We start from the raw sequence: 16,737 nt of genomic DNA on the forward strand, positions 1-16,737 counted from the left end.
TCAGCTGCGTGATTGCTTGCCGCTGCTTTTTTCCTTCTACAGCGCTATTCTTCAGTTCCTTATCTGCCGAGCACGGTCAATCAAAAGCCCTTGAACGCCCCCACCGAACCGCTACGTTTTACCCTCGAACCCTTCGAAGCCAATCGCTTCGCCAATCTCTGCGGCCAATTCGACGAGCACCTGCGACTGATCGAACGGCGCCTGGACCTGGAGATTCGCAACCGCGGCAACCAGTTCGAGCTGGTTGGCCCGAGCGATGTCGCCCGATCTGCCGAAAGCCTGCTGCGTCGCCTGTACCGCGAGACCAAGAGCACCGAGCTGTCGCCGGACCTGGTTCACCTGTTTCTACAGGAATCGGGCATGGAGGAGCTGGTCAACCCCTCCACCACGCCGAACATTTCACTGCGCACCCGCAAGGGCAACATTCGCCCGCGCGGCGCCAACCAGCAGCGCTACGTGCAGTCGATCCTCGATAACGACATCAACTTCGGCATCGGCCCGGCGGGCACCGGCAAGACCTATCTGGCCGTCGCCTGCGCCGTCGATGCGCTGGAGCGCGAGCAGATCCGCCGCATCCTGCTGGTGCGCCCGGCGGTGGAAGCCGGCGAGAAACTCGGCTTCCTGCCTGGCGACCTCGCGCAGAAGATCGACCCCTACCTGCGCCCGCTGTACGACGCGCTCTACGAAATGCTCGGCTTCGAGCACGTGGCGCGGCTGATCGAGAAGCAGGTGATCGAGATCGCGCCGCTGGCCTATATGCGCGGTCGCACACTGAACAACAGCTTCATCATCCTCGACGAAAGCCAGAACACCACGCTGGAACAGATGAAGATGTTCCTCACCCGGATCGGCTTCGGCTCCACCGCGGTGATCACCGGCGACATCACCCAGGTCGACCTGCCGCGCGGCACCAAATCCGGCCTGACCCATGTGATCGACGTGCTCAAGGACGTCAACGGCATCAGCTTCACCCACTTCCAGGCCAAGGACGTGGTGCGCCACCCGCTGGTGCAACGCATCGTCGAAGCCTACGAGGCCTTCGAAGACAAACAGCCGCCTGCGAGCAGGCCAGCCCGTGATTGAACTCGATCTGCAGTGTGCCAGCAGCGGTGCAACGCCCGCCGAGGCGGACCTGCGCCGCTGGTGCGAACTGGCCCTGCGCCAGCGCAGTGCGGACTCCGAACTGACCATTCGCCTGGTCGATGAGCCCGAAGGCCGCGAACTGAACCGCACCTGGCGGCAGAAGGATTACGCCACCAACGTGCTGTCGTTTCCCGCCGATGTGCCGGAAGGTCCGGGCGGCGTGCCGCTGCTGGACATTCCCCTGCTCGGCGATCTGGTCATCTGCGTGCCGGTGGTCGAGCGTGAAGCCGCCGAACAGGGCAAGGCGCTGCAGGCGCACTGGGCGCATCTGGTCATCCACGGCTGCCTGCACCTGCTCGGCTACGACCACATCGACGACGATGAAGCCGAAGAAATGGAAAGCCTCGAACGACAACTGCTGGCCGAACTGGGTCACCCCGACCCCTACGCCGATGAATAACCCGAACGGGCATCTACAAGAGAGCATCGAGTCAAAGACATGAGCGAAGATCGATCGAGCAACGGGCAGAAGTCGTGGTTTGGAAAAATCACCCAGGCTTTTGCCCAGGAGCCGAAAAGCCGCGAAGAACTGCTGGAGACCCTGCGCGGCGCCCACCAGAACAAACTGCTCGACAGCGAAGCCCTGGCTATCGTCGAGGGCGCCATCCAGGTCGCCGACCTGCAGGTACGCGACATCATGGTGCCGCGCTCGCAGGTGATGAGTATCAGGGCCGACCAGTCGCCGAAGGAGTTCCTGCCGGCGATCATCTCCGCCGCGCACTCGCGCTACCCCGTGGTTGGCGACAGCCTCGACGAAGTGATCGGCGTGCTGCTGGCCAAGGATCTGCTGCCGCTGATCCTGCAGGACGAGCAGCCCAACTTCGACATCAAGGACCTGCTGCGCCCGGCGACCTTCGTCCCCGAATCCAAGCGCCTCAACGTGCTGTTGCGCGAGTTCCGCGCCAACCACAGCCACATGGCCATCGTCATCGACGAGTACGGCGGCGTCGCCGGCCTGGTGACCATCGAGGACGTACTTGAGCAGATCGTCGGCGATATCGAGGACGAACACGATATCGAGGAAGACAGCTACATTCGCCCGCTGCCCAGCGGTGATTTCCTGGTCAAGGCGCTGACGCCCATCGACAGCTTCAACGAGTTCTTTCAGAGCGAATTTCCCGACGAAGAATTCGATACGGTCGCCGGCCTGGTCATGAACAGCTTCGGCCACCTGCCCAAACGCAACGAGGTGGTGGAGATAGACCACTTCCGCTTCCGTGTTCTCAACGCCGACAGCCGCCGCGTGCATATGCTGCGACTCACCCGCATGGCGGAAAACCGCTAGCACAGCGGGAGGCTGGAGCGGGATCGGCCCTTCGTCCAGCCTTCCAGCCTCAAGCGCTTCTATCGGCTTCTATCGTCTTTCAAAGGATTTGCCGATGCACTGGATCACCCGCTCCGGCTGGCCGGGCAACCTGCTGGCGCTGGCCGCTGGCGCCCTGACCACCCTCTCGCTGGCGCCCTTCGATATCTGGCCGCTGGCGCTGCTCTCGGTCGGCCTGCTTTATCTCGGCCTGCGCGAACCGGCTGCGAAGCAGGCCGCGGGCCGTGGCTGGTGCTATGGCTTCGGCCTGTTCGCCTCGGGTGTCAGCTGGGTGTATGTCAGCATCCACGACTTCGGCTCCGCGCCACCATTGCTTGCCGGTGCCCTGACGCTGGGTTTCGTCGCGGGGCTTGCGCTGTTCTTCGCCCTGCTGGGCTGGGTCTGGGTACGCTGGCTGCGCCAGACGAACGCCCCCCTGCCCGACGCGCTGGCCTTCGCCGCCCTCTGGCTTGCCCTGGACGCCCTGCGCGGCTGGGTACTGACCGGTTTTCCCTGGCTGTACGTCGGTTATAGCCAGCTCGAAGGCCCGCTGGCCGGACTCGCGCCGCTGGGCGGCGTCTGGCTGCTGAGCTTCGTGATCGCACTGAGCGCAGCCCTGCTCATCCAGCTGCCACGCCTGCTGGCACGCAAGGCCGCGCTGGGCACTGCTCTGGTGATGCTGGTTGTGCTCTGGGGCGGCGCACTGGGTCTCGGCCAGCATGCCTGGACCAACGCCAGGGGCGCGTCCATCAGCGTCGCGGCCATGCAGGGCAACGTCGCCCAGAGCCTCAAATGGGACCCGCAAAAGCTCGAAATGCAGCTGCTGCTCTACCGCGACATGACCTTCCGCAGCCGCCCTGCCGACCTTATCGTCTGGCCGGAAACGGCGGTGCCGATCCTCAAGGATCACGCCGAAGGCTATCTGGGCATGATGAGCCGCTTCGCCGAGGACCGGCAGTCGGCGCTGATCACCGGCGTACCCGTGCGCCAGCCGAACGCGGACGGCGAACTGCGCTACTACAACGGCCTGACCAGCACCGGCGACGCCCAGGGCACCTACCTCAAGCAGAAGCTGGTGCCCTTCGGCGAATATGTACCGCTGCAGGACATGCTGCGCGGGCTGATCGCCTTCTTCGACCTGCCCATGTCCGACTTCGCCCGTGGCGAGCCGGGGCAGCCGCTGCTACAGGCCAAGGGTTACCAAATCGCCCCCTTCATCTGCTACGAGGTGGTCTACCCCGAGTTCGCCGCCAGCCTCGCCGCGCAGAGCGACATCCTCCTTACCGTCAGCAACGACGCCTGGTTCGGGCGCTCCATCGGCCCGCTGCAACACCTGCAGATGGCCCAGATGCGCGCGCTGGAAGCCGGTCGCTGGATGATTCGCGCCACCAACAATGGCGTCACCGTCCTGATCGACCCCTACGGTCGTATCACCGAACGGATTCCAGCGTTCGAGCAAGCCGTGCTCTACGGTGAAGTCACGCCCATGCAGGGCCTGACGCCCTACCTGCAATGGCGCTCCTGGCCGCTGATCGTGCTGTGCGCGGTGCTGCTGGGCTGGGCGGTGTTCAGGCGGAGAAACGGATAACGACTCACCCTGCCCTCGGCTCGCCAAAGCGTGACCCGATCGCGTGGTGGATTGATTAAACGACGGAAGCGCCTGCGGCGATTCCATCCTACAAAACCGGACAGACCGTAGCCTGGATTAGCCGAAGGCGTAATCCGGGTTTCCGAAGGTGTAATCCGACGATCCGCTACTCGGCCCCTTCGTATAACAGCGGATAAACCAGCAGCCCCGCCGCCTCGTTGAGCAGCATGCCGCTCTGCCAGACGGCCTTGGTCTCCGGCAGCCAGCCGCCGAAAGGCCGGCCATGCGGGACGCCGAGAAAGCCCACCGGCGCGGCGATCACCTCAAGGCCATGCTGCTCGAAGCACCAGCGCGAGCGCGGCATGTGCGCGGCAGAGGTCACCAGCACGATGCGCTGGATGCCGGCGGCCTTGAGCATTTCGGCGCTGTACAGGGCATTTTCCCAGGTAGTGCGGCTGTGCTCTTCCAGCCAGCGCACAGGCGTATCGAAATCCCGCTGCAGGGCTTCAGCCGCCAACAGGGCCTCGCTCGGCGGCTTGCCATAATGCAGCCCACCGCTGGCCAGGATCGGCAGGCCCGAGTCCTTGGCCAGCCGTGAGGCATAGCGCAGCCGTTCGAGGGCGATATGGCTGGGCTGGTCCGAACCCCAGCCCGGATCGGCCTGTTCGCGACCGGCGCCGAGCACCACGATCGCCTGTGCCTCCCTGTTCAGGCTGCTCCACTGCACGCGCTCCAGCGCCGGCTCGCTTTCCAGCGCCCGCGCGGCCCACTCCACCGTGACCGGCAGGCTCATCAGCCACAGACCGCCAAACCCCAGCACGAAGCAGAGCGCTGCCAGCCGTGGCGCCCGTCGCCGCAGCCACCAGGCCGCGAGCAGTAGCAACAACAGGCCGCCAGGGGGCAATATCAACTGTTTGAAGAAATAGCGAATCGGCATGCCCGGCTCCTACGTGGCGGTAGCCGCAACTCTACTCTTCAAGGCATTCAACATGCAGCCGCTGACTGCAATCAAATAGCCATCAATGCTTGGGATAGGTATGTAAACGCTGCCGCGCACGCAGCAGTTGCGAGCCGCAGGACGTACAGGCAGCCGGGCCGGCGGCTTCCGGCCAGTTCACCGTCGCGCCACAGATCGCACACGTCAGCACCTGTCGAAGGGCAAGAGGGGCCTGCTTGCACGCCTTGCCTGGATGCTGGCGCAAGGCGCGCAGCGTAGGTCGCGCAGCCTGACGCAGCATCTGCGCCTGCTCCTCGGCAGCCGCATGCCAGCCCGACAACCATTGCGCATCCTGCTGCAGATACGCCCGTATCAATTCAAACTCCGCCGGCGTCAGCCCGCCGACTTCCAGTTCGCCACCAACATCCCCGCCTGCGCTCGCCGCTCGCTCAGCCTCCTCCAGGGCCAGCGTCAGCCGTTGCAGCACACGTCCATACAGGTTGCCCTCATCCACCTGGCGCTCTTCAGTCATGATTCACCTCTTTGCTCGTCCCGCCCCCGTTACAAGCGTAGCTCAGGCTCAGGCATCCAGGCCGTCTGCGACAAACGGGGCGCACGGCAAATCGGGTTTCCCTCGATCAAGGGGGGTCATGTATGCTACTGGGCTTTCAGGCTTCCGCATCCAGCCCGCAGTGCCGCCGCCGTAGTCAGACGGCGAGCCGGCATGACGCAACCCGCGCTGCTTCGCGGACAGCCAGCCACTTCTTCCTATGCCAGTAGCCATGCACGAACAGTATCAGCCCCGCGAAATCGAAGCCGCCGCGCAGTCCCACTGGGACACGCAGAAATCCTTTGAAGTAAGCGAACAGCCCGGCAAGGACACGTTCTATTGCCTGTCGATGTTCCCCTACCCCAGCGGCAAGCTGCACATGGGGCACGTGCGCAACTACACCATCGGCGACGTGATCGCCCGTTATCAGCGCATGCAGGGCAAGAACGTGCTGCAGCCCATGGGCTGGGACGCCTTTGGCATGCCGGCGGAAAACGCCGCTATCCAGAACCAGGTCGCGCCCGCCAAGTGGACCTACTCGAACATGGCGTACATGAAGGCGCAGTTCCAGCGCCTGGGCCTGGCCATCGACTGGTCTCGCGAGATCACCACCTGCAAGCCGGATTACTACCGCTGGGAGCAGTGGCTGTTCACCCGCTTGTACAAGAAGGGCGTGATCTACCGCAAGAACGGCACCGTGAACTGGGACCCTGTCGACCAGACCGTACTGGCCAACGAGCAGGTCATCGACGGTCGCGGCTGGCGCTCCGACGCGCTGGTGGAAAAGCGCGAAATTCCCATGTACTACTTCAAGATCACCGCCTACGCCGATGAGCTGCTGGAGAGCCTGGACGAACTGGACGGCTGGCCGGAACAGGTCAAGACCATGCAGCGCAACTGGATCGGCAAGTCGCGCGGCATGGAGATCGGCTTCCCCTACGACGTCGCCAGCATCGGCAACGAAGGTGTGATGAAGGTCTTCACCACCCGCCCCGACACCCTGATGGGTGCCACCTACGTCGCCGTGGCCGCCGAACATCCGCTGGCGACCCTGGCCGCGCAGAACGACCCCGAGCTGCAAGCCTTCATCGACGAATGCAAGCGTGGCGGCGTGGCCGAAGCCGACATCGCCACCCAGGAAAAGAAGGGCCTGGCCACCGCCCTGCGCGTACAGCACCCGCTGACCGGCGAACTGCTGCCGGTGTGGGTCGCCAACTACGTGCTGATGGGCTACGGCGAAGGCGCTGTCATGGCCGTGCCGGCGCATGACGAACGCGACTTCGAGTTCGCCAGCAAGTACGGCCTGCCGATCAAGCCGGTGGTGCGCACCAGCGCGGGCGACGAAACGCCTGCCCCTTGGCAGGACGCCTACGGCGAACATGGCGAGCTGATCAATTCCGGCACGTTCGACGGTCTGGACTTCGACGGCGCCTTCGACGCAATGGAAGTCGCCCTGCAGAACAAAGGCCTCGGCCAGGCCCGCACCCAGTTCCGCCTGCGCGACTGGGGCATCAGCCGTCAGCGCTACTGGGGCTGCCCGATCCCGATCATCCATTGCCCAAGCTGTGGCGACGTGCCGGTGCCGGAAGACCAGTTACCGGTGGTGCTGCCCGAAGACGTGGTGCCGGACGGCGCTGGCAGCCCGCTGGCCAAGATGCCGGAATTCTATGAGTGCAGTTGCCCGCAGTGTGGCGCCGCGGCCAAGCGCGAAACCGACACCATGGACACCTTTGTGGAGTCGTCCTGGTACTACGCCCGCTACGCCTCGCCCCACTACGACAAGGGTTTGGTCGACCCGGTTGCAGCCAACCACTGGCTGCCGGTGGACCAGTACATCGGCGGCATCGAGCATGCCATCCTGCACCTGCTGTACGCGCGGTTTTTCCACAAACTGATGCGTGACGAAGGTCTGGTGACGTCCAACGAGCCGTTCAAGAACCTGCTGACCCAGGGCATGGTGGTGGCCGATACCTACTACCGCCTGCAGCCCAATGGCAGCCGTCAGTGGTTCAATCCAGCCGAAGTGGACATTGAGCGTGACGCGAAAGCCAAGATCATTGGCGCCTCCCTCAAGGCCGACGGCCTGCCGGTGATCATCGGCGGCACCGAGAAGATGTCCAAGTCGAAGAACAACGGCGTCGACCCGCAGGCGATGATCGATGCCTACGGCGCCGATACCTGCCGCCTGTTCATGATGTTCGCCTCGCCGCCGGACATGAGCCTGGAGTGGTCCGACTCCGGCGTCGAAGGCGCGAGCCGCTTCCTGCGCCGCGTCTGGCGTCTGGCCCATGCCCACGTCAGTGCCGGCCTGCCGGGCACACTGGACCTCGCCACGCTGTCGGACGAGCAGAAGGCCGTGCGCCGCGCGATTCATCTGGCGATCAAGCAGGCCAGCATCGATATCGGCCAGCATCACAAGTTCAACACCGCCATCGCTCAGGTGATGACCCTGATGAACGTGCTGGAGAAGGCCGCGACAGTTAGCGGGCAGGACCGCGCGCTGCTGCAGGAAGGCCTGGAAGCGGTTGCACTGCTGCTGGCACCGATCACACCGCATATCAGTCACGAGCTCTGGCAGCAGTTGGGCAAGCAGGGTGCGATCATCGATGCGGCCTGGCCCGCCGTGGATGAGAGCGCATTGGTACAGGACAGCCTGACGCTGGTGGTGCAGGTCAACGGCAAGTTGCGTGGCCAGATCGAAGTGTCGGCCAGCGCCAGCCGCGAAGAAGTCGAGGCCAGTGCGCGCGCCAACGAGAACGTGGTGCGCTTCACCGAAGGCCTGACCATTCGCAAGGTCATCGTGGTGCCGGGCAAGCTGGTCAATATCGTCGCAAACTGATTTTGCCGTGGCGCACAGCGCCGGGGCTGGCAAGGGGATAACAGGATGGTCAAACGCAATCTAATGATGGTCGCTCTGGCATTGCTGCTCAGCGCCTGTGGCTTCCAGCTTCGCGGAACCGGCGCAAGCGGCTTCGCCCTTGAGGAAATCAACCTGCAGGCACGCAACAGCCATGGCGACACCGTCCGGCAACTGGAAGAACTGCTTGGCAACAGCGGCGTGCGAGTCCATCCCGGCGCGCGCTACACCCTGGATCTGGTCCGTGAGCAGAACCGTCAGCGCACGGCCAGCTACACCAGTTCGTCGCGCAGTGCCGAATACGAGCTGACCAGCGTACTTGACTATCAATTCCGCGGCCCGCAGAACACCGTACTGCTGGAAGACAGCATCGAGGTGCAGAAAGTCTACGTACACGACAGCAGCAACCTGATCGGCTCCGATCAGGAAGCCAACCAGTTGCGCGTGGAAATGCGCCGCGAACTGCTCCAGCAGCTGAGCATGCGCATCAGCAACATTACCCCGACGCAGCTCGACCAGCTGCAGCAGACCGCCGAAGCCCGCCAGCGCGCGGAGGCCGAAGCCATCGAGGCACAGCGGCGTGAGCAGGGTGCGCAACCACAGCAATCGCCCATCGACCTGCCGAACCAGTGACCATCGGGAGCCCTTGCGGCTCCCGAATTTCTATCGATCATGAAACTCTCCCCCGCCCAGCTCGGCAAACACCTGCAAGGCCCGCTCGCGCCTGTCTACGTGGTCAGCGGCGATGAGCACCTGCTGTGCCAGGAAGCCTGCGACGCCATTCGCACCGCCTGCCGCCAACAGGACTTCAGCGAACGCCAGGTGCTCAATGTCGAAACCGGCTTCGACTGGGGCCAGCTCGTCGAAGCTGGCGCCAGCCTCTCGCTGTTCGCCGAAAAACGTCTTCTGGAACTGCGCATACCCAACGGCAAGCCTGGCGACAAGGGCGCGGCGGCGCTGATCGATTACCTGACACGGCCCGCCGAAGACACCGTGCTGCTGATCAGCCTGCCGAAACTCGACGGTAACACCCAGAAAACCAAGTGGGCCAAGGCGCTGATCGATGGCAAGCAGGTGCAATTCCTGCAAATCTGGCCAGTGGATGCCACACAACTGCCCCAGTGGATTCGCCAGCGCCTGTCGCAGGCCGGGCTGGCCGCCGATCAGGAAGCCGTGGAGCTGATCACCGCACGGGTCGAAGGCAACCTGCTGGCCGCCGTACAGGAAATCGAGAAACTCAAACTTCTCGCCGAAGCTGGCCAGATCACCGCAGCAACCGTCCAGGCCGCTGTCGCCGACAGCGCCCGCTACGATGTCTTCGGTCTGATCGATGCGGCACTGCAAGGCCAGCCCGAGCATGTCCTGCGGATGCTCGACGGCCTGCGTGGTGAGGGAGTCGAACCGCTGTTCATCATGACCATGCTGGCCCGCGAAGTGCGTCAGCTGGCCAATATCGCCCTGCTCTACAGCCAGGGCGTTCCTCTCGACCGGGCTTTCAGTCAGGCCCGCCCGCCGGTCTGGGACAAACGCCGCCCTTTGGTCAGCAAGGCCCTGCAACGCCACGATGCCAGCGGCTGGCAGCGGCTACTGATGAGCGCCCAACTCATCGATGAACAGATCAAGGGCCAGGCCGAAGGCGATCCCTGGGTCGGCCTGAGCGACCTTTGCCTGCAACTGAGCGGACGACGGATCGGGCTTTAGCGCACCTGGCCGAACAAGTTCTGCCCTACGCGCCCTGCACGCTTCCAAAGCCATGCCCCGTAGGGTCGTATTTATTCGACCACTTCCCCGCTGGACATTTTTTGCACAACGCCTATGATGCGCCCAACTCCAACCCCAGAGGACGAGCCCATGGCAAAGAGCCAAAAGCGACCGAACAAGGCCAAATCACTGGTAGCGCAACCGCTGTTCCGCAGCCGCCAGGAACAACCGAAAAAAGGCAAAGGCAGCTACCGCCGCGAAGCCTCCCAGTCCGACAACTGGGGGGCTTCACTCCTTCTGGCGGCTTGAAAAGCCAAGCCATTCAAAGCGTGCTAATGTCACCCACCGATGTCCTGTCGAGAAGTGGTGCATGCTTTACACCTTCGCCCCCGTTGTACTGCCAAGAATCCTGATAGCCGCTTCAGCCCTGAGCATCATGGCTGCCTGCGCCGCCGAGCCTCTTGCCCAGTCCACACCGAACACTGACACACAGCACGCCGTACTGTCCCAGGCTGCAGATGCCGCCCCAGCTACTGAAGCCGACTTGCCGCAACCAAGCTTCGCCCAGTGGCGCGACGCCTTTCGCGTAGAAGCCCTGCAGGCCGGAGTGCCGGCAGCGCTGTTCGACCGCGCCTTTGCCGGCGTCACTCCCGATCCAAGCATCATCACCGCTGATCGCAGCCAGCCGGAATTCACCCGACCGGTCTGGCAATACCTCGAAGGCGCCCTCGCCGCACAGCGCGTGGATGGCGGCAAACGCCTGCTGAGCCAGCACGAGGCGACCCTCGCGGCCATCGAGGCGCGTTATGGCGTAGGGCGCAATACGCTGGTGGCAATCTGGGGGCTGGAAAGCAACTTCGGCAAGATCATGGGCGACAAGTCGGTGATTCGCTCACTGGCCACCCTGGCCCATGAAGGACGCCGTCCCGGCTTTGCCAAGACCCAGCTGCTGGCCGCCCTGGACATTCTCCAGCACGGTGACGTTTCTCCCGACAACCTGCGTGGTTCCTGGGCTGGGGCCATGGGGCAGACCCAGTTCATTCCCACCACCTACAACACCTATGCCGTGGACTTCGACGGCGATGGCCGGCGCGACATCTGGAACAGTTCCGCCGATGCGCTGGCCTCGGCGGCTCACTATCTGCAGTCCTCAGGCTGGAAAAAGGGGCAGCGCTGGGGTTTCGAAGTCGCACTGCCGAAGGGGTTCGACTATGCGCTGGCCGACAGCAGCATCCGCAAGCCTCTGAGCGAATGGCGCGGCATGGGCGTCCAGGGCCTGCCGGGCGGCGAGCAGGAGGCGAGCGCCAGCCTGCTACTGCCCGCCGGCCATCGCGGCCCGGCGTTTCTGGTGCTGGATAACTTCCGCACCATCCTGCGTTACAACAACTCGTCCTCCTATGCACTGGCCATCGGCCTGCTCTCCGAGCGTTTCGATGGTGCCGGCCAGGTTCGCGCCAGCTGGCCGCTGGGCGAGCAGCCGCTGAGCCGCTCCGAACGGCTGGAATTGCAGGAACGCCTGGCTGCCAGAGGCTTCGATCCGGGCACTGCGGACGGCATCATCGGGGCCAACACGCGCAGCGCCATTCGCGGCTTTCAGCAACAGTTGGGGTGGCCCGCCGATGGGCATCCAACCCAGGAACTGCTGGGTCGTTTGCGCAGCGCTCGTTAAGCCTGCGGCGTGCTTGCGCAAAGCCGAATGTTCGGCTGCACTCTCAAGGATTTCATCGGCAAGCGCTTCGCCGGTTAGCCGAGACAAAGACACACCCTATGGGATTCTCATGGAGATGCTGCCCATGTTCAACGGTCGTCTCAAACAGCAGTTGGCCGAAATGCAGGACGAACTCTCCAGCACCCGGCAGATCAAGGACTCGCTCTACAGCGAAATGCTGGTGATCGAATTCGACCCCAAGGGCAGGGTGCGCTTCGCCAACGACAATCTTCTGGAGGCCTTGCAGTACCGCAGGGATGAATTGATCGGTCGCGCACTGGACGAACTGATCCCCGATTCCTTCCGCAGCCATCCCAATCATCCTGCGCTGCTGAGCGCCCTGCGCACTCCGGAGCACTGGAGCGGAGCCTTCCGCCTGCTGCGCGGCGATGGCAAAGAGGCCTGGTTGCGGGCCATCTGGCAACCGGTGAACAACGGGCGCGGCGAGCTGCAGTATTTCACGCTCTGCGCCAACGACCTGACCGCCACCATCACCACCGCCAAGGAGCACGAAAGCCTGATCAAGGCGCTGCTGCGCTCCACGGCAGTGATCGAGTTCGACCTGACCGGTCAGGTCATCACTGCCAACGAAAACTTCCTGCGCGTCATGGACTATCGCCTGGACCAGGTCCAGGGCAAGCATCACCGGCTGTTCTGTTCACCCGAGGAGGCCGACTCGCCGGAGTATCGCGAATTCTGGGCGCAGCTCAATCGAGGTGAGTTCGTCGCTGGGCGCTTCAAGCGTCTCGACAGCATGGGCCGCACCGTATGGCTCGAAGCCTCCTACAACCCGGTCCTCAATGCCCATGACAAGCTTTACAAGGTGGTCAAGTTCGCAACTCTGATCACCGACCAGGTCAATCAGGAACAAGCCGTGTCGGAAGCTGCCGGCATCGCCTACGACATTTCCCGCAAGACCGACCAGAGCGCCGACAAGGGTGCTGCCGTGGTGCAGCAGACGCTGGATGTGATGCAGCAGATCGTCGAAAAGGTCCAGGAGGCCGCCGCCGGTATCGAGGCCCTGGACAAGCAGTCTCAGCTGATCAGCACCATCATGCAGACCATTCGCGGCATCGCCGACCAGACCAACCTGCTGGCCCTCAACGCGGCCATCGAGGCGGCCCGCGCCGGTGACCAGGGCCGTGGCTTCGCGGTGGTCGCCGACGAGGTGCGCCAGCTGGCTGGCCGCACCAGCCAGGCCACCGAGGAAATCGTCGATGTGGTGCAGAAGAACCAGAGCCTGGCGCAGGCCGCGGTGCAGAGCATGGCCAGCGGTCGCGAGCAGGCCGAGCAGGGGCTGCAACTGGCCGACGAAGCCGGCGCGGTGATCGTCGAGATCCAGCAGGGCGCCAAGCGAGTCGTGGACGCAGTGGGTCACTTCAGCAGCCATCTGAAGAGCTGATCAAGCGGCTGCTTCGATTGATGAACGTTCCCCTGCTCTGCGCGGGCACCCTCAATCAACGGTCAGTGCCTGTGATAAACTGCGTGGCGGCCACGAGCCGCCTCGTCCACGGAGTCTCTAGCGGAGCCCAGATTGCCGATGTCCGATATCTCCCAGCCCAAAACCGTTGCCAGCGGCGAAAAATTCCGCACCACTCAGGGCATCACCGCGATCAAGGACGGGCAGAAGCGCCGCGCCTCGAGCGATCCCCAGGTGTTCGAACCCAAGCCCAAGTGGCTGCGGGTCAAGGCTCCCAGCGGTAGCCGCTTCGAAGCGGTCAAGCGCAATGTCGGCGAACATCGGCTGAGCACCGTGTGCCAGGAATCCCACTGCCCGAACATGGGCGAATGCTGGTCCAACGGTACCGCCACCATCATGCTGATGGGCTCGGTGTGCACCCGCGCGTGCCGCTTCTGCGCGGTGGATACCGGCAACCCCAACGGCTGGCTGGACCAGGAGGAGCCACAGAACACCGCCAAGTCGGTAGAGCTGATGGCGCTGCGCTATATCGTGTTGACCTCGGTGGACCGCGACGATCTGGACGACGGCGGTGCCGCACACTACGCCGCCTGTGTACGCGCCATCAAGGAGCGCACCCCGCAGGTGGTAGTCGAGGCCCTGACCCCGGACTTCGACGGCGACCTGCAAGCCATCGAACGTGTAGCGGACTCAGGCCTGGAAGTCTTCGCGCAAAACGTCGAGACGGTCAAACGCCTGACCCATGAAGTACGCGACCCCCGCGCCGGCTACGAGAAGACCCTGCGCGTGCTGGAGCACGCCAAGCGCCATCGTCCGCAGATGCTGACCAAGACCAGCCTGATGCTGGGCCTGGGTGAAAGCGACGAGGAAGTGCTGCAGACCATGGATGACCTGCGCGCCATCGGCGTGGATATTCTCACCCTCGGCCAGTACCTGCAGCCGACCTGCAACCACCTGCCGGTCAAACGCTGGGTCAGCCCGGAAGAATTCAACCGCTTGCGCGATATCGGCCTGGAAAAGGGCTTTATGGAAGTCGCCGCTGGCCCGCTGGTGCGCTCCAGCTACCGGGCCGACCGGGTGTTCGAGAAGAACAACCTGGGCCTGGCCGCCCCGGTGCCCGTGCCGGGCCAGGCGTTCGACAGCAGCCTGATTCCGGCACTCAACCTGAACTGAAAACCCGGATTACGCCTTCGGCTAGTCCAGGCTACGGGCCGATCGGGCCGAATAACGCCTGCTGGAGGCAGGCGTTTCATATCCGCCATGCTTCTTAGCAATCTATTGCGCCCGTCAGCGTCTGCTGCTGCGTGTAACCGAGGTGCTTGACCAGCTGTTCACGCAGGCGGGCACTGACCTCGGAAAACGCTACCGGTCCAGCGACCAGATCGGCCAGCTGGGTCATGCTCATGCCGGCGTAGCCGCAGGGATTGATCCGTCCGAAGGGTCCCAGATCCATGTCCACGTTCAGCGCCAGGCCATGAAATGAGCGACCGTTGCGGATTCGCAGGCCGAGGGATGCGATCTTCGCGCCGTTGACGTAGACGCCAGGCGCATCGGGCCTGGCTACGGCCTGCACATCGTAGCTGGCAAGCAGATCGATCAGGCTTTGCTCGATGCGGCTGACCAGTTCACGCACGCCGATCCCCAGGCGCCTGACATCCAGCAACAGGTAACACACCAGCTGCCCTGGGCCATGATAGGTCACCTGACCGCCACGGTCGGCCTGCACCACCGGAATGTCGCCGGGCAGTAACAGATGCTCGGCCTTGCCGGCCTGCCCCTGAGTGAACACCGGCAGATGCTGCAACAGCCAGATCTCGTCGTCGCTGGCTGGGCCGCGCGTATTGGTGAAGCGCTGCATGGCCTGCCATGCAGGCTCATATTCGGTCAGACCAAGCTCGCGCACGCCGAGCACGGAGCCGCTCATCGACGGGCTCCGAAGGCGCTTCGCACAGACAGCCTGGCGTGCAGGAAGGCGGCGCTCATCAGAGCACCATTTGCACGCGCCCGGTTGCACGCAGGTCGACGTGAATCGCCTGCAGCTGTTCGACTCCAGTCGCGGTGATCAGCACCTGGACGGAGAGGAAGCGCCCGTTACGGCTGTCGCGTATCACCAGTGTGGTTTCATCGAAATCCGGTGCGTGCCGACGTATCACCTCGACCACTGCCTCGCGGAAACCCTCTCCGGCCTCGCCGATTACCTTGATCGGGTAACGCTCGCAGGGGAATTCGATTTTTGGCGCCTGTGTATCGCTTGTACTTTCGTTCATGGCTGTGACGGACTCGTGATCCGCAAGCGCATCCTGGCGGGGTGGCCAGGACGCACGCAAGGGTTGTCAGTTGAATAGGTTGAAGAAGAACAGTCGAATGCTATCCCAAAACCGACGGAACAGCCCACCTTCTTCAACCGTTTGCAGAGCGATCAGGTCAGAGCTGTGCAGCACCTGATCGTTGAGGCTGACCTCGACCTTGCCAATCACATCACCCTGCTGGATGGGTGCGGTCAGCTCGGGATTGAAGGCCATGCCAGCCTGCAGCTTGTCCAGCTGGCCGCGCGGCAGGGTCAGAGTCAGATCCTCGGCCAGTCCGGCGCTGACCTGATCCTGCTGGCCTTTCCAGACACGGGATTTGGCCAGCTCGACGCCCTGCTGGTAGAAAGTGCGTGTCTCGAAGAAGCGGAAACCGTAGGTCAGCAGCTTCTGTGTCTCAGCGGCGCGCGCTTGCTCGCTGCTGGTGCCGAACACCACGCTGATCAGGCGCATGCCGTCGCGTACCGCCGAAGCCACCAGGCAGTAACCCGCCTCTTCGGTATGCCCGGTCTTCAGGCCATCGACCGTCTTGTCGCGCCACAGCAGCAGGTTGCGGTTAGGCTGCTTGATGTTGTTCCAGAGAAATTCCTTCTGCGCGTAGATATCGTAGTGCGCCGGGTCCTCGTAGATGATCGCACGAGCCAGCTTGGCCATGTCGGAGGCCGAAGAGTAGTGCTCCGGGTGCGGCAGGCCGGTGGAGTTGACGAAGTGGGTGTTGCTCATGCCCAGGCGCTGCGCGGCGGCGTTCATCAGGTCGGCGAAGGCTTCCTCGCTGCCGGCGATGTACTCGGCCATGGCCACGCTGGCATCGTTGCCGGACTGGATGATGATGCCGTGCAGCAGGTCGTCCACCGAAACCTGGGTATTGACCTGGATGAACATCCGCGAGCCGCCGGTGCGCCAGGCCTTTTCGCTGACGGTGACCATGTCGCTCTCGGCAATCTTGCCCTTCTGGATTTCCAGGGTGGCGATGTAGGCGGTCATCAACTTGGTCAGGCTGGCGGGGGGCAGGCGCTCGTCGCCGCCGCTCTCCACCAGTACCTTGCCGCTGGCGGCATCCATCAGCACGTAGGATTTGGCCGCCAGTTGTGGCGCTGAAGGGATGACCGGCTGGGCCAGCGCAACCGGCGCCACCGTCAGCAGGACAAGAAGAAACAGGCGATGCACGAAGGTGGTGATAGTCATTGCTCTCTCGAAAATGGATATAGGCAAAACAGAATCGGT

At 63.6% G+C, this 16,737-nt stretch carries 16 protein-coding genes; 11 read left to right on the top strand and 5 right to left on the bottom strand.

Translation table 11 applies throughout. The annotated features are described in order from the left end of the window. The first annotated feature begins 90 nt into the window (after positions 1-90). The 4 genes from ACYCFC_RS13670 (at position 91) to lnt (ending at position 4,034) form a co-directional block, all read left to right on the top strand. On the top strand, positions 91-1,083 hold the full coding sequence (locus ACYCFC_RS13670) for a PhoH family protein (RefSeq protein ID WP_459651932.1): 993 nt from the start codon (positions 91-93) through the stop codon (positions 1,081-1,083). After that, positions 1,076-1,543, top strand: coding sequence for an rRNA maturation RNase YbeY (gene ybeY, locus ACYCFC_RS13675; protein ID WP_459651933.1), 468 nt, complete (start codon positions 1,076-1,078; stop codon positions 1,541-1,543). The genes ACYCFC_RS13670 and ybeY overlap by 8 nt, the downstream gene beginning before the upstream one ends. 39 nt (positions 1,544-1,582) lie before the next feature. After that, on the top strand, positions 1,583-2,428 hold the full coding sequence (locus ACYCFC_RS13680; RefSeq protein ID WP_459651934.1) for an HlyC/CorC family transporter: 846 nt from the start codon (positions 1,583-1,585) through the stop codon (positions 2,426-2,428). Between the two features lie 94 nt (positions 2,429-2,522). Further along, positions 2,523-4,034, top strand: a complete 1,512-nt coding sequence (gene lnt, locus ACYCFC_RS13685; RefSeq protein WP_459651935.1) for an apolipoprotein N-acyltransferase — start codon at positions 2,523-2,525, stop codon at positions 4,032-4,034. A 166-nt stretch (positions 4,035-4,200) separates the two neighbouring features. Here lnt and ACYCFC_RS13690 read toward each other — a convergent pair whose 3' ends face one another. Together ACYCFC_RS13690 and ACYCFC_RS13695 are read right to left on the bottom strand one after the other, a co-directional pair. Then, positions 4,201-4,971 (bottom strand): YdcF family protein, encoded by a 771-nt coding sequence (locus tag ACYCFC_RS13690; RefSeq protein ID WP_459651936.1) that lies wholly within the window; start codon positions 4,969-4,971, stop codon positions 4,201-4,203. An 82-nt stretch (positions 4,972-5,053) separates the two neighbouring features. Next, a complete protein-coding gene (locus ACYCFC_RS13695; RefSeq protein WP_181086609.1) occupies positions 5,054-5,503 on the bottom strand; it encodes a hypothetical protein in 450 nt (149 codons plus the stop codon). A 250-nt stretch (positions 5,504-5,753) separates the two neighbouring features. On the opposite strand from ACYCFC_RS13695, the gene leuS reads away from it, so the two are divergent. The 7 genes from leuS to lipA all read left to right on the top strand — a co-directional run bounded on the left by leuS (position 5,754) and on the right by lipA (position 14,380). Then, positions 5,754-8,360, top strand: a complete 2,607-nt coding sequence (gene leuS, locus ACYCFC_RS13700) for a leucine--tRNA ligase (RefSeq protein WP_459651937.1) — start codon at positions 5,754-5,756, stop codon at positions 8,358-8,360. 45 nt (positions 8,361-8,405) lie between these two features. Continuing rightward, positions 8,406-9,011: an LPS-assembly lipoprotein LptE gene (locus ACYCFC_RS13705; protein WP_459651938.1), complete on the top strand. Its 606-nt coding sequence runs from the start codon at positions 8,406-8,408 to the stop codon at positions 9,009-9,011. Positions 9,012-9,050: 39 nt separating this feature from the next. Then, the gene (gene holA, locus ACYCFC_RS13710; protein WP_459651939.1) at positions 9,051-10,079 is read left to right on the top strand and encodes a DNA polymerase III subunit delta; all 1,029 of its coding nucleotides are present in this window, start codon (positions 9,051-9,053) and stop codon (positions 10,077-10,079) included. 150 nt (positions 10,080-10,229) lie between these two features. Beyond that, positions 10,230-10,388 (top strand): alternative ribosome rescue factor ArfA, encoded by a 159-nt coding sequence (gene arfA, locus ACYCFC_RS13715; RefSeq protein ID WP_459651940.1) that lies wholly within the window; start codon positions 10,230-10,232, stop codon positions 10,386-10,388. A gap of 61 nt (positions 10,389-10,449) precedes the next feature. Next, a complete protein-coding gene (locus ACYCFC_RS13720) occupies positions 10,450-11,748 on the top strand; it encodes a lytic murein transglycosylase (RefSeq protein WP_181086604.1) in 1,299 nt (432 codons plus the stop codon). Positions 11,749-11,872: 124 nt separating this feature from the next. Further along, complete coding sequence (locus ACYCFC_RS13725) at positions 11,873-13,189, top strand: methyl-accepting chemotaxis protein (RefSeq protein WP_181086603.1); 1,317 nt, start codon at positions 11,873-11,875, stop codon at positions 13,187-13,189. Between the two features lie 138 nt (positions 13,190-13,327). Further along, on the top strand, positions 13,328-14,380 hold the full coding sequence (lipA, locus tag ACYCFC_RS13730; protein ID WP_459651941.1) for a lipoyl synthase: 1,053 nt from the start codon (positions 13,328-13,330) through the stop codon (positions 14,378-14,380). A 94-nt stretch (positions 14,381-14,474) separates the two neighbouring features. Here lipA and lipB read toward each other — a convergent pair whose 3' ends face one another. The 3 genes from lipB to ACYCFC_RS13745 all read right to left on the bottom strand — a co-directional run bounded on the left by lipB (position 14,475) and on the right by ACYCFC_RS13745 (position 16,698). Continuing rightward, on the bottom strand, positions 14,475-15,131 hold the full coding sequence (gene lipB / locus ACYCFC_RS13735) for a lipoyl(octanoyl) transferase LipB (RefSeq protein ID WP_459651942.1): 657 nt from the start codon (positions 15,129-15,131) through the stop codon (positions 14,475-14,477). A 58-nt stretch (positions 15,132-15,189) separates the two neighbouring features. Then, a complete protein-coding gene (locus tag ACYCFC_RS13740) occupies positions 15,190-15,474 on the bottom strand; it encodes a DUF493 domain-containing protein (protein ID WP_181086600.1) in 285 nt (94 codons plus the stop codon). A 66-nt stretch (positions 15,475-15,540) separates the two neighbouring features. Continuing rightward, on the bottom strand, positions 15,541-16,698 hold the full coding sequence (locus ACYCFC_RS13745) for a D-alanyl-D-alanine carboxypeptidase family protein (RefSeq protein ID WP_181086599.1): 1,158 nt from the start codon (positions 16,696-16,698) through the stop codon (positions 15,541-15,543). Positions 16,699-16,737 lie beyond the last annotated feature (39 nt).

The sequence above is a fragment of the Stutzerimonas sp. NM35 genome, from assembly GCF_054604355.1.

Bases quoted from the DNA above. Each gene is read 5' to 3' on its own strand.
- ACYCFC_RS13695 (WP_181086609.1), bottom strand. From the start codon at position 5,503: ATGACTGAAGAGCGCCAGGTGGATGAGGGCAACCTGTATGGACGTGTG.
- arfA (WP_459651940.1), top strand. From the start codon at position 10,230: ATGGCAAAGAGCCAAAAGCGACCGAACAAGGCCAAATCACTGGTAGCG.
- lipB (WP_459651942.1), bottom strand. From the start codon at position 15,131: ATGAGCGGCTCCGTGCTCGGCGTGCGCGAGCTTGGTCTGACCGAATAT.
- ACYCFC_RS13740 (WP_181086600.1), bottom strand. From the start codon at position 15,474: ATGAACGAAAGTACAAGCGATACACAGGCGCCAAAAATCGAATTCCCC.
- ACYCFC_RS13720 (WP_181086604.1), top strand. From the start codon at position 10,450: ATGCTTTACACCTTCGCCCCCGTTGTACTGCCAAGAATCCTGATAGCC.
- ACYCFC_RS13705 (WP_459651938.1), top strand. From the start codon at position 8,406: ATGGTCAAACGCAATCTAATGATGGTCGCTCTGGCATTGCTGCTCAGC.
- lnt (WP_459651935.1), top strand. From the start codon at position 2,523: ATGCACTGGATCACCCGCTCCGGCTGGCCGGGCAACCTGCTGGCGCTG.
- lipA (WP_459651941.1), top strand. From the start codon at position 13,328: ATGTCCGATATCTCCCAGCCCAAAACCGTTGCCAGCGGCGAAAAATTC.
- ACYCFC_RS13690 (WP_459651936.1), bottom strand. From the start codon at position 4,971: ATGCCGATTCGCTATTTCTTCAAACAGTTGATATTGCCCCCTGGCGGC.
- holA (WP_459651939.1), top strand. From the start codon at position 9,051: ATGAAACTCTCCCCCGCCCAGCTCGGCAAACACCTGCAAGGCCCGCTC.
- ACYCFC_RS13680 (WP_459651934.1), top strand. From the start codon at position 1,583: ATGAGCGAAGATCGATCGAGCAACGGGCAGAAGTCGTGGTTTGGAAAA.
- ACYCFC_RS13725 (WP_181086603.1), top strand. From the start codon at position 11,873: ATGTTCAACGGTCGTCTCAAACAGCAGTTGGCCGAAATGCAGGACGAA.
- ACYCFC_RS13745 (WP_181086599.1), bottom strand. From the start codon at position 16,698: ATGACTATCACCACCTTCGTGCATCGCCTGTTTCTTCTTGTCCTGCTG.
- leuS (WP_459651937.1), top strand. From the start codon at position 5,754: ATGCACGAACAGTATCAGCCCCGCGAAATCGAAGCCGCCGCGCAGTCC.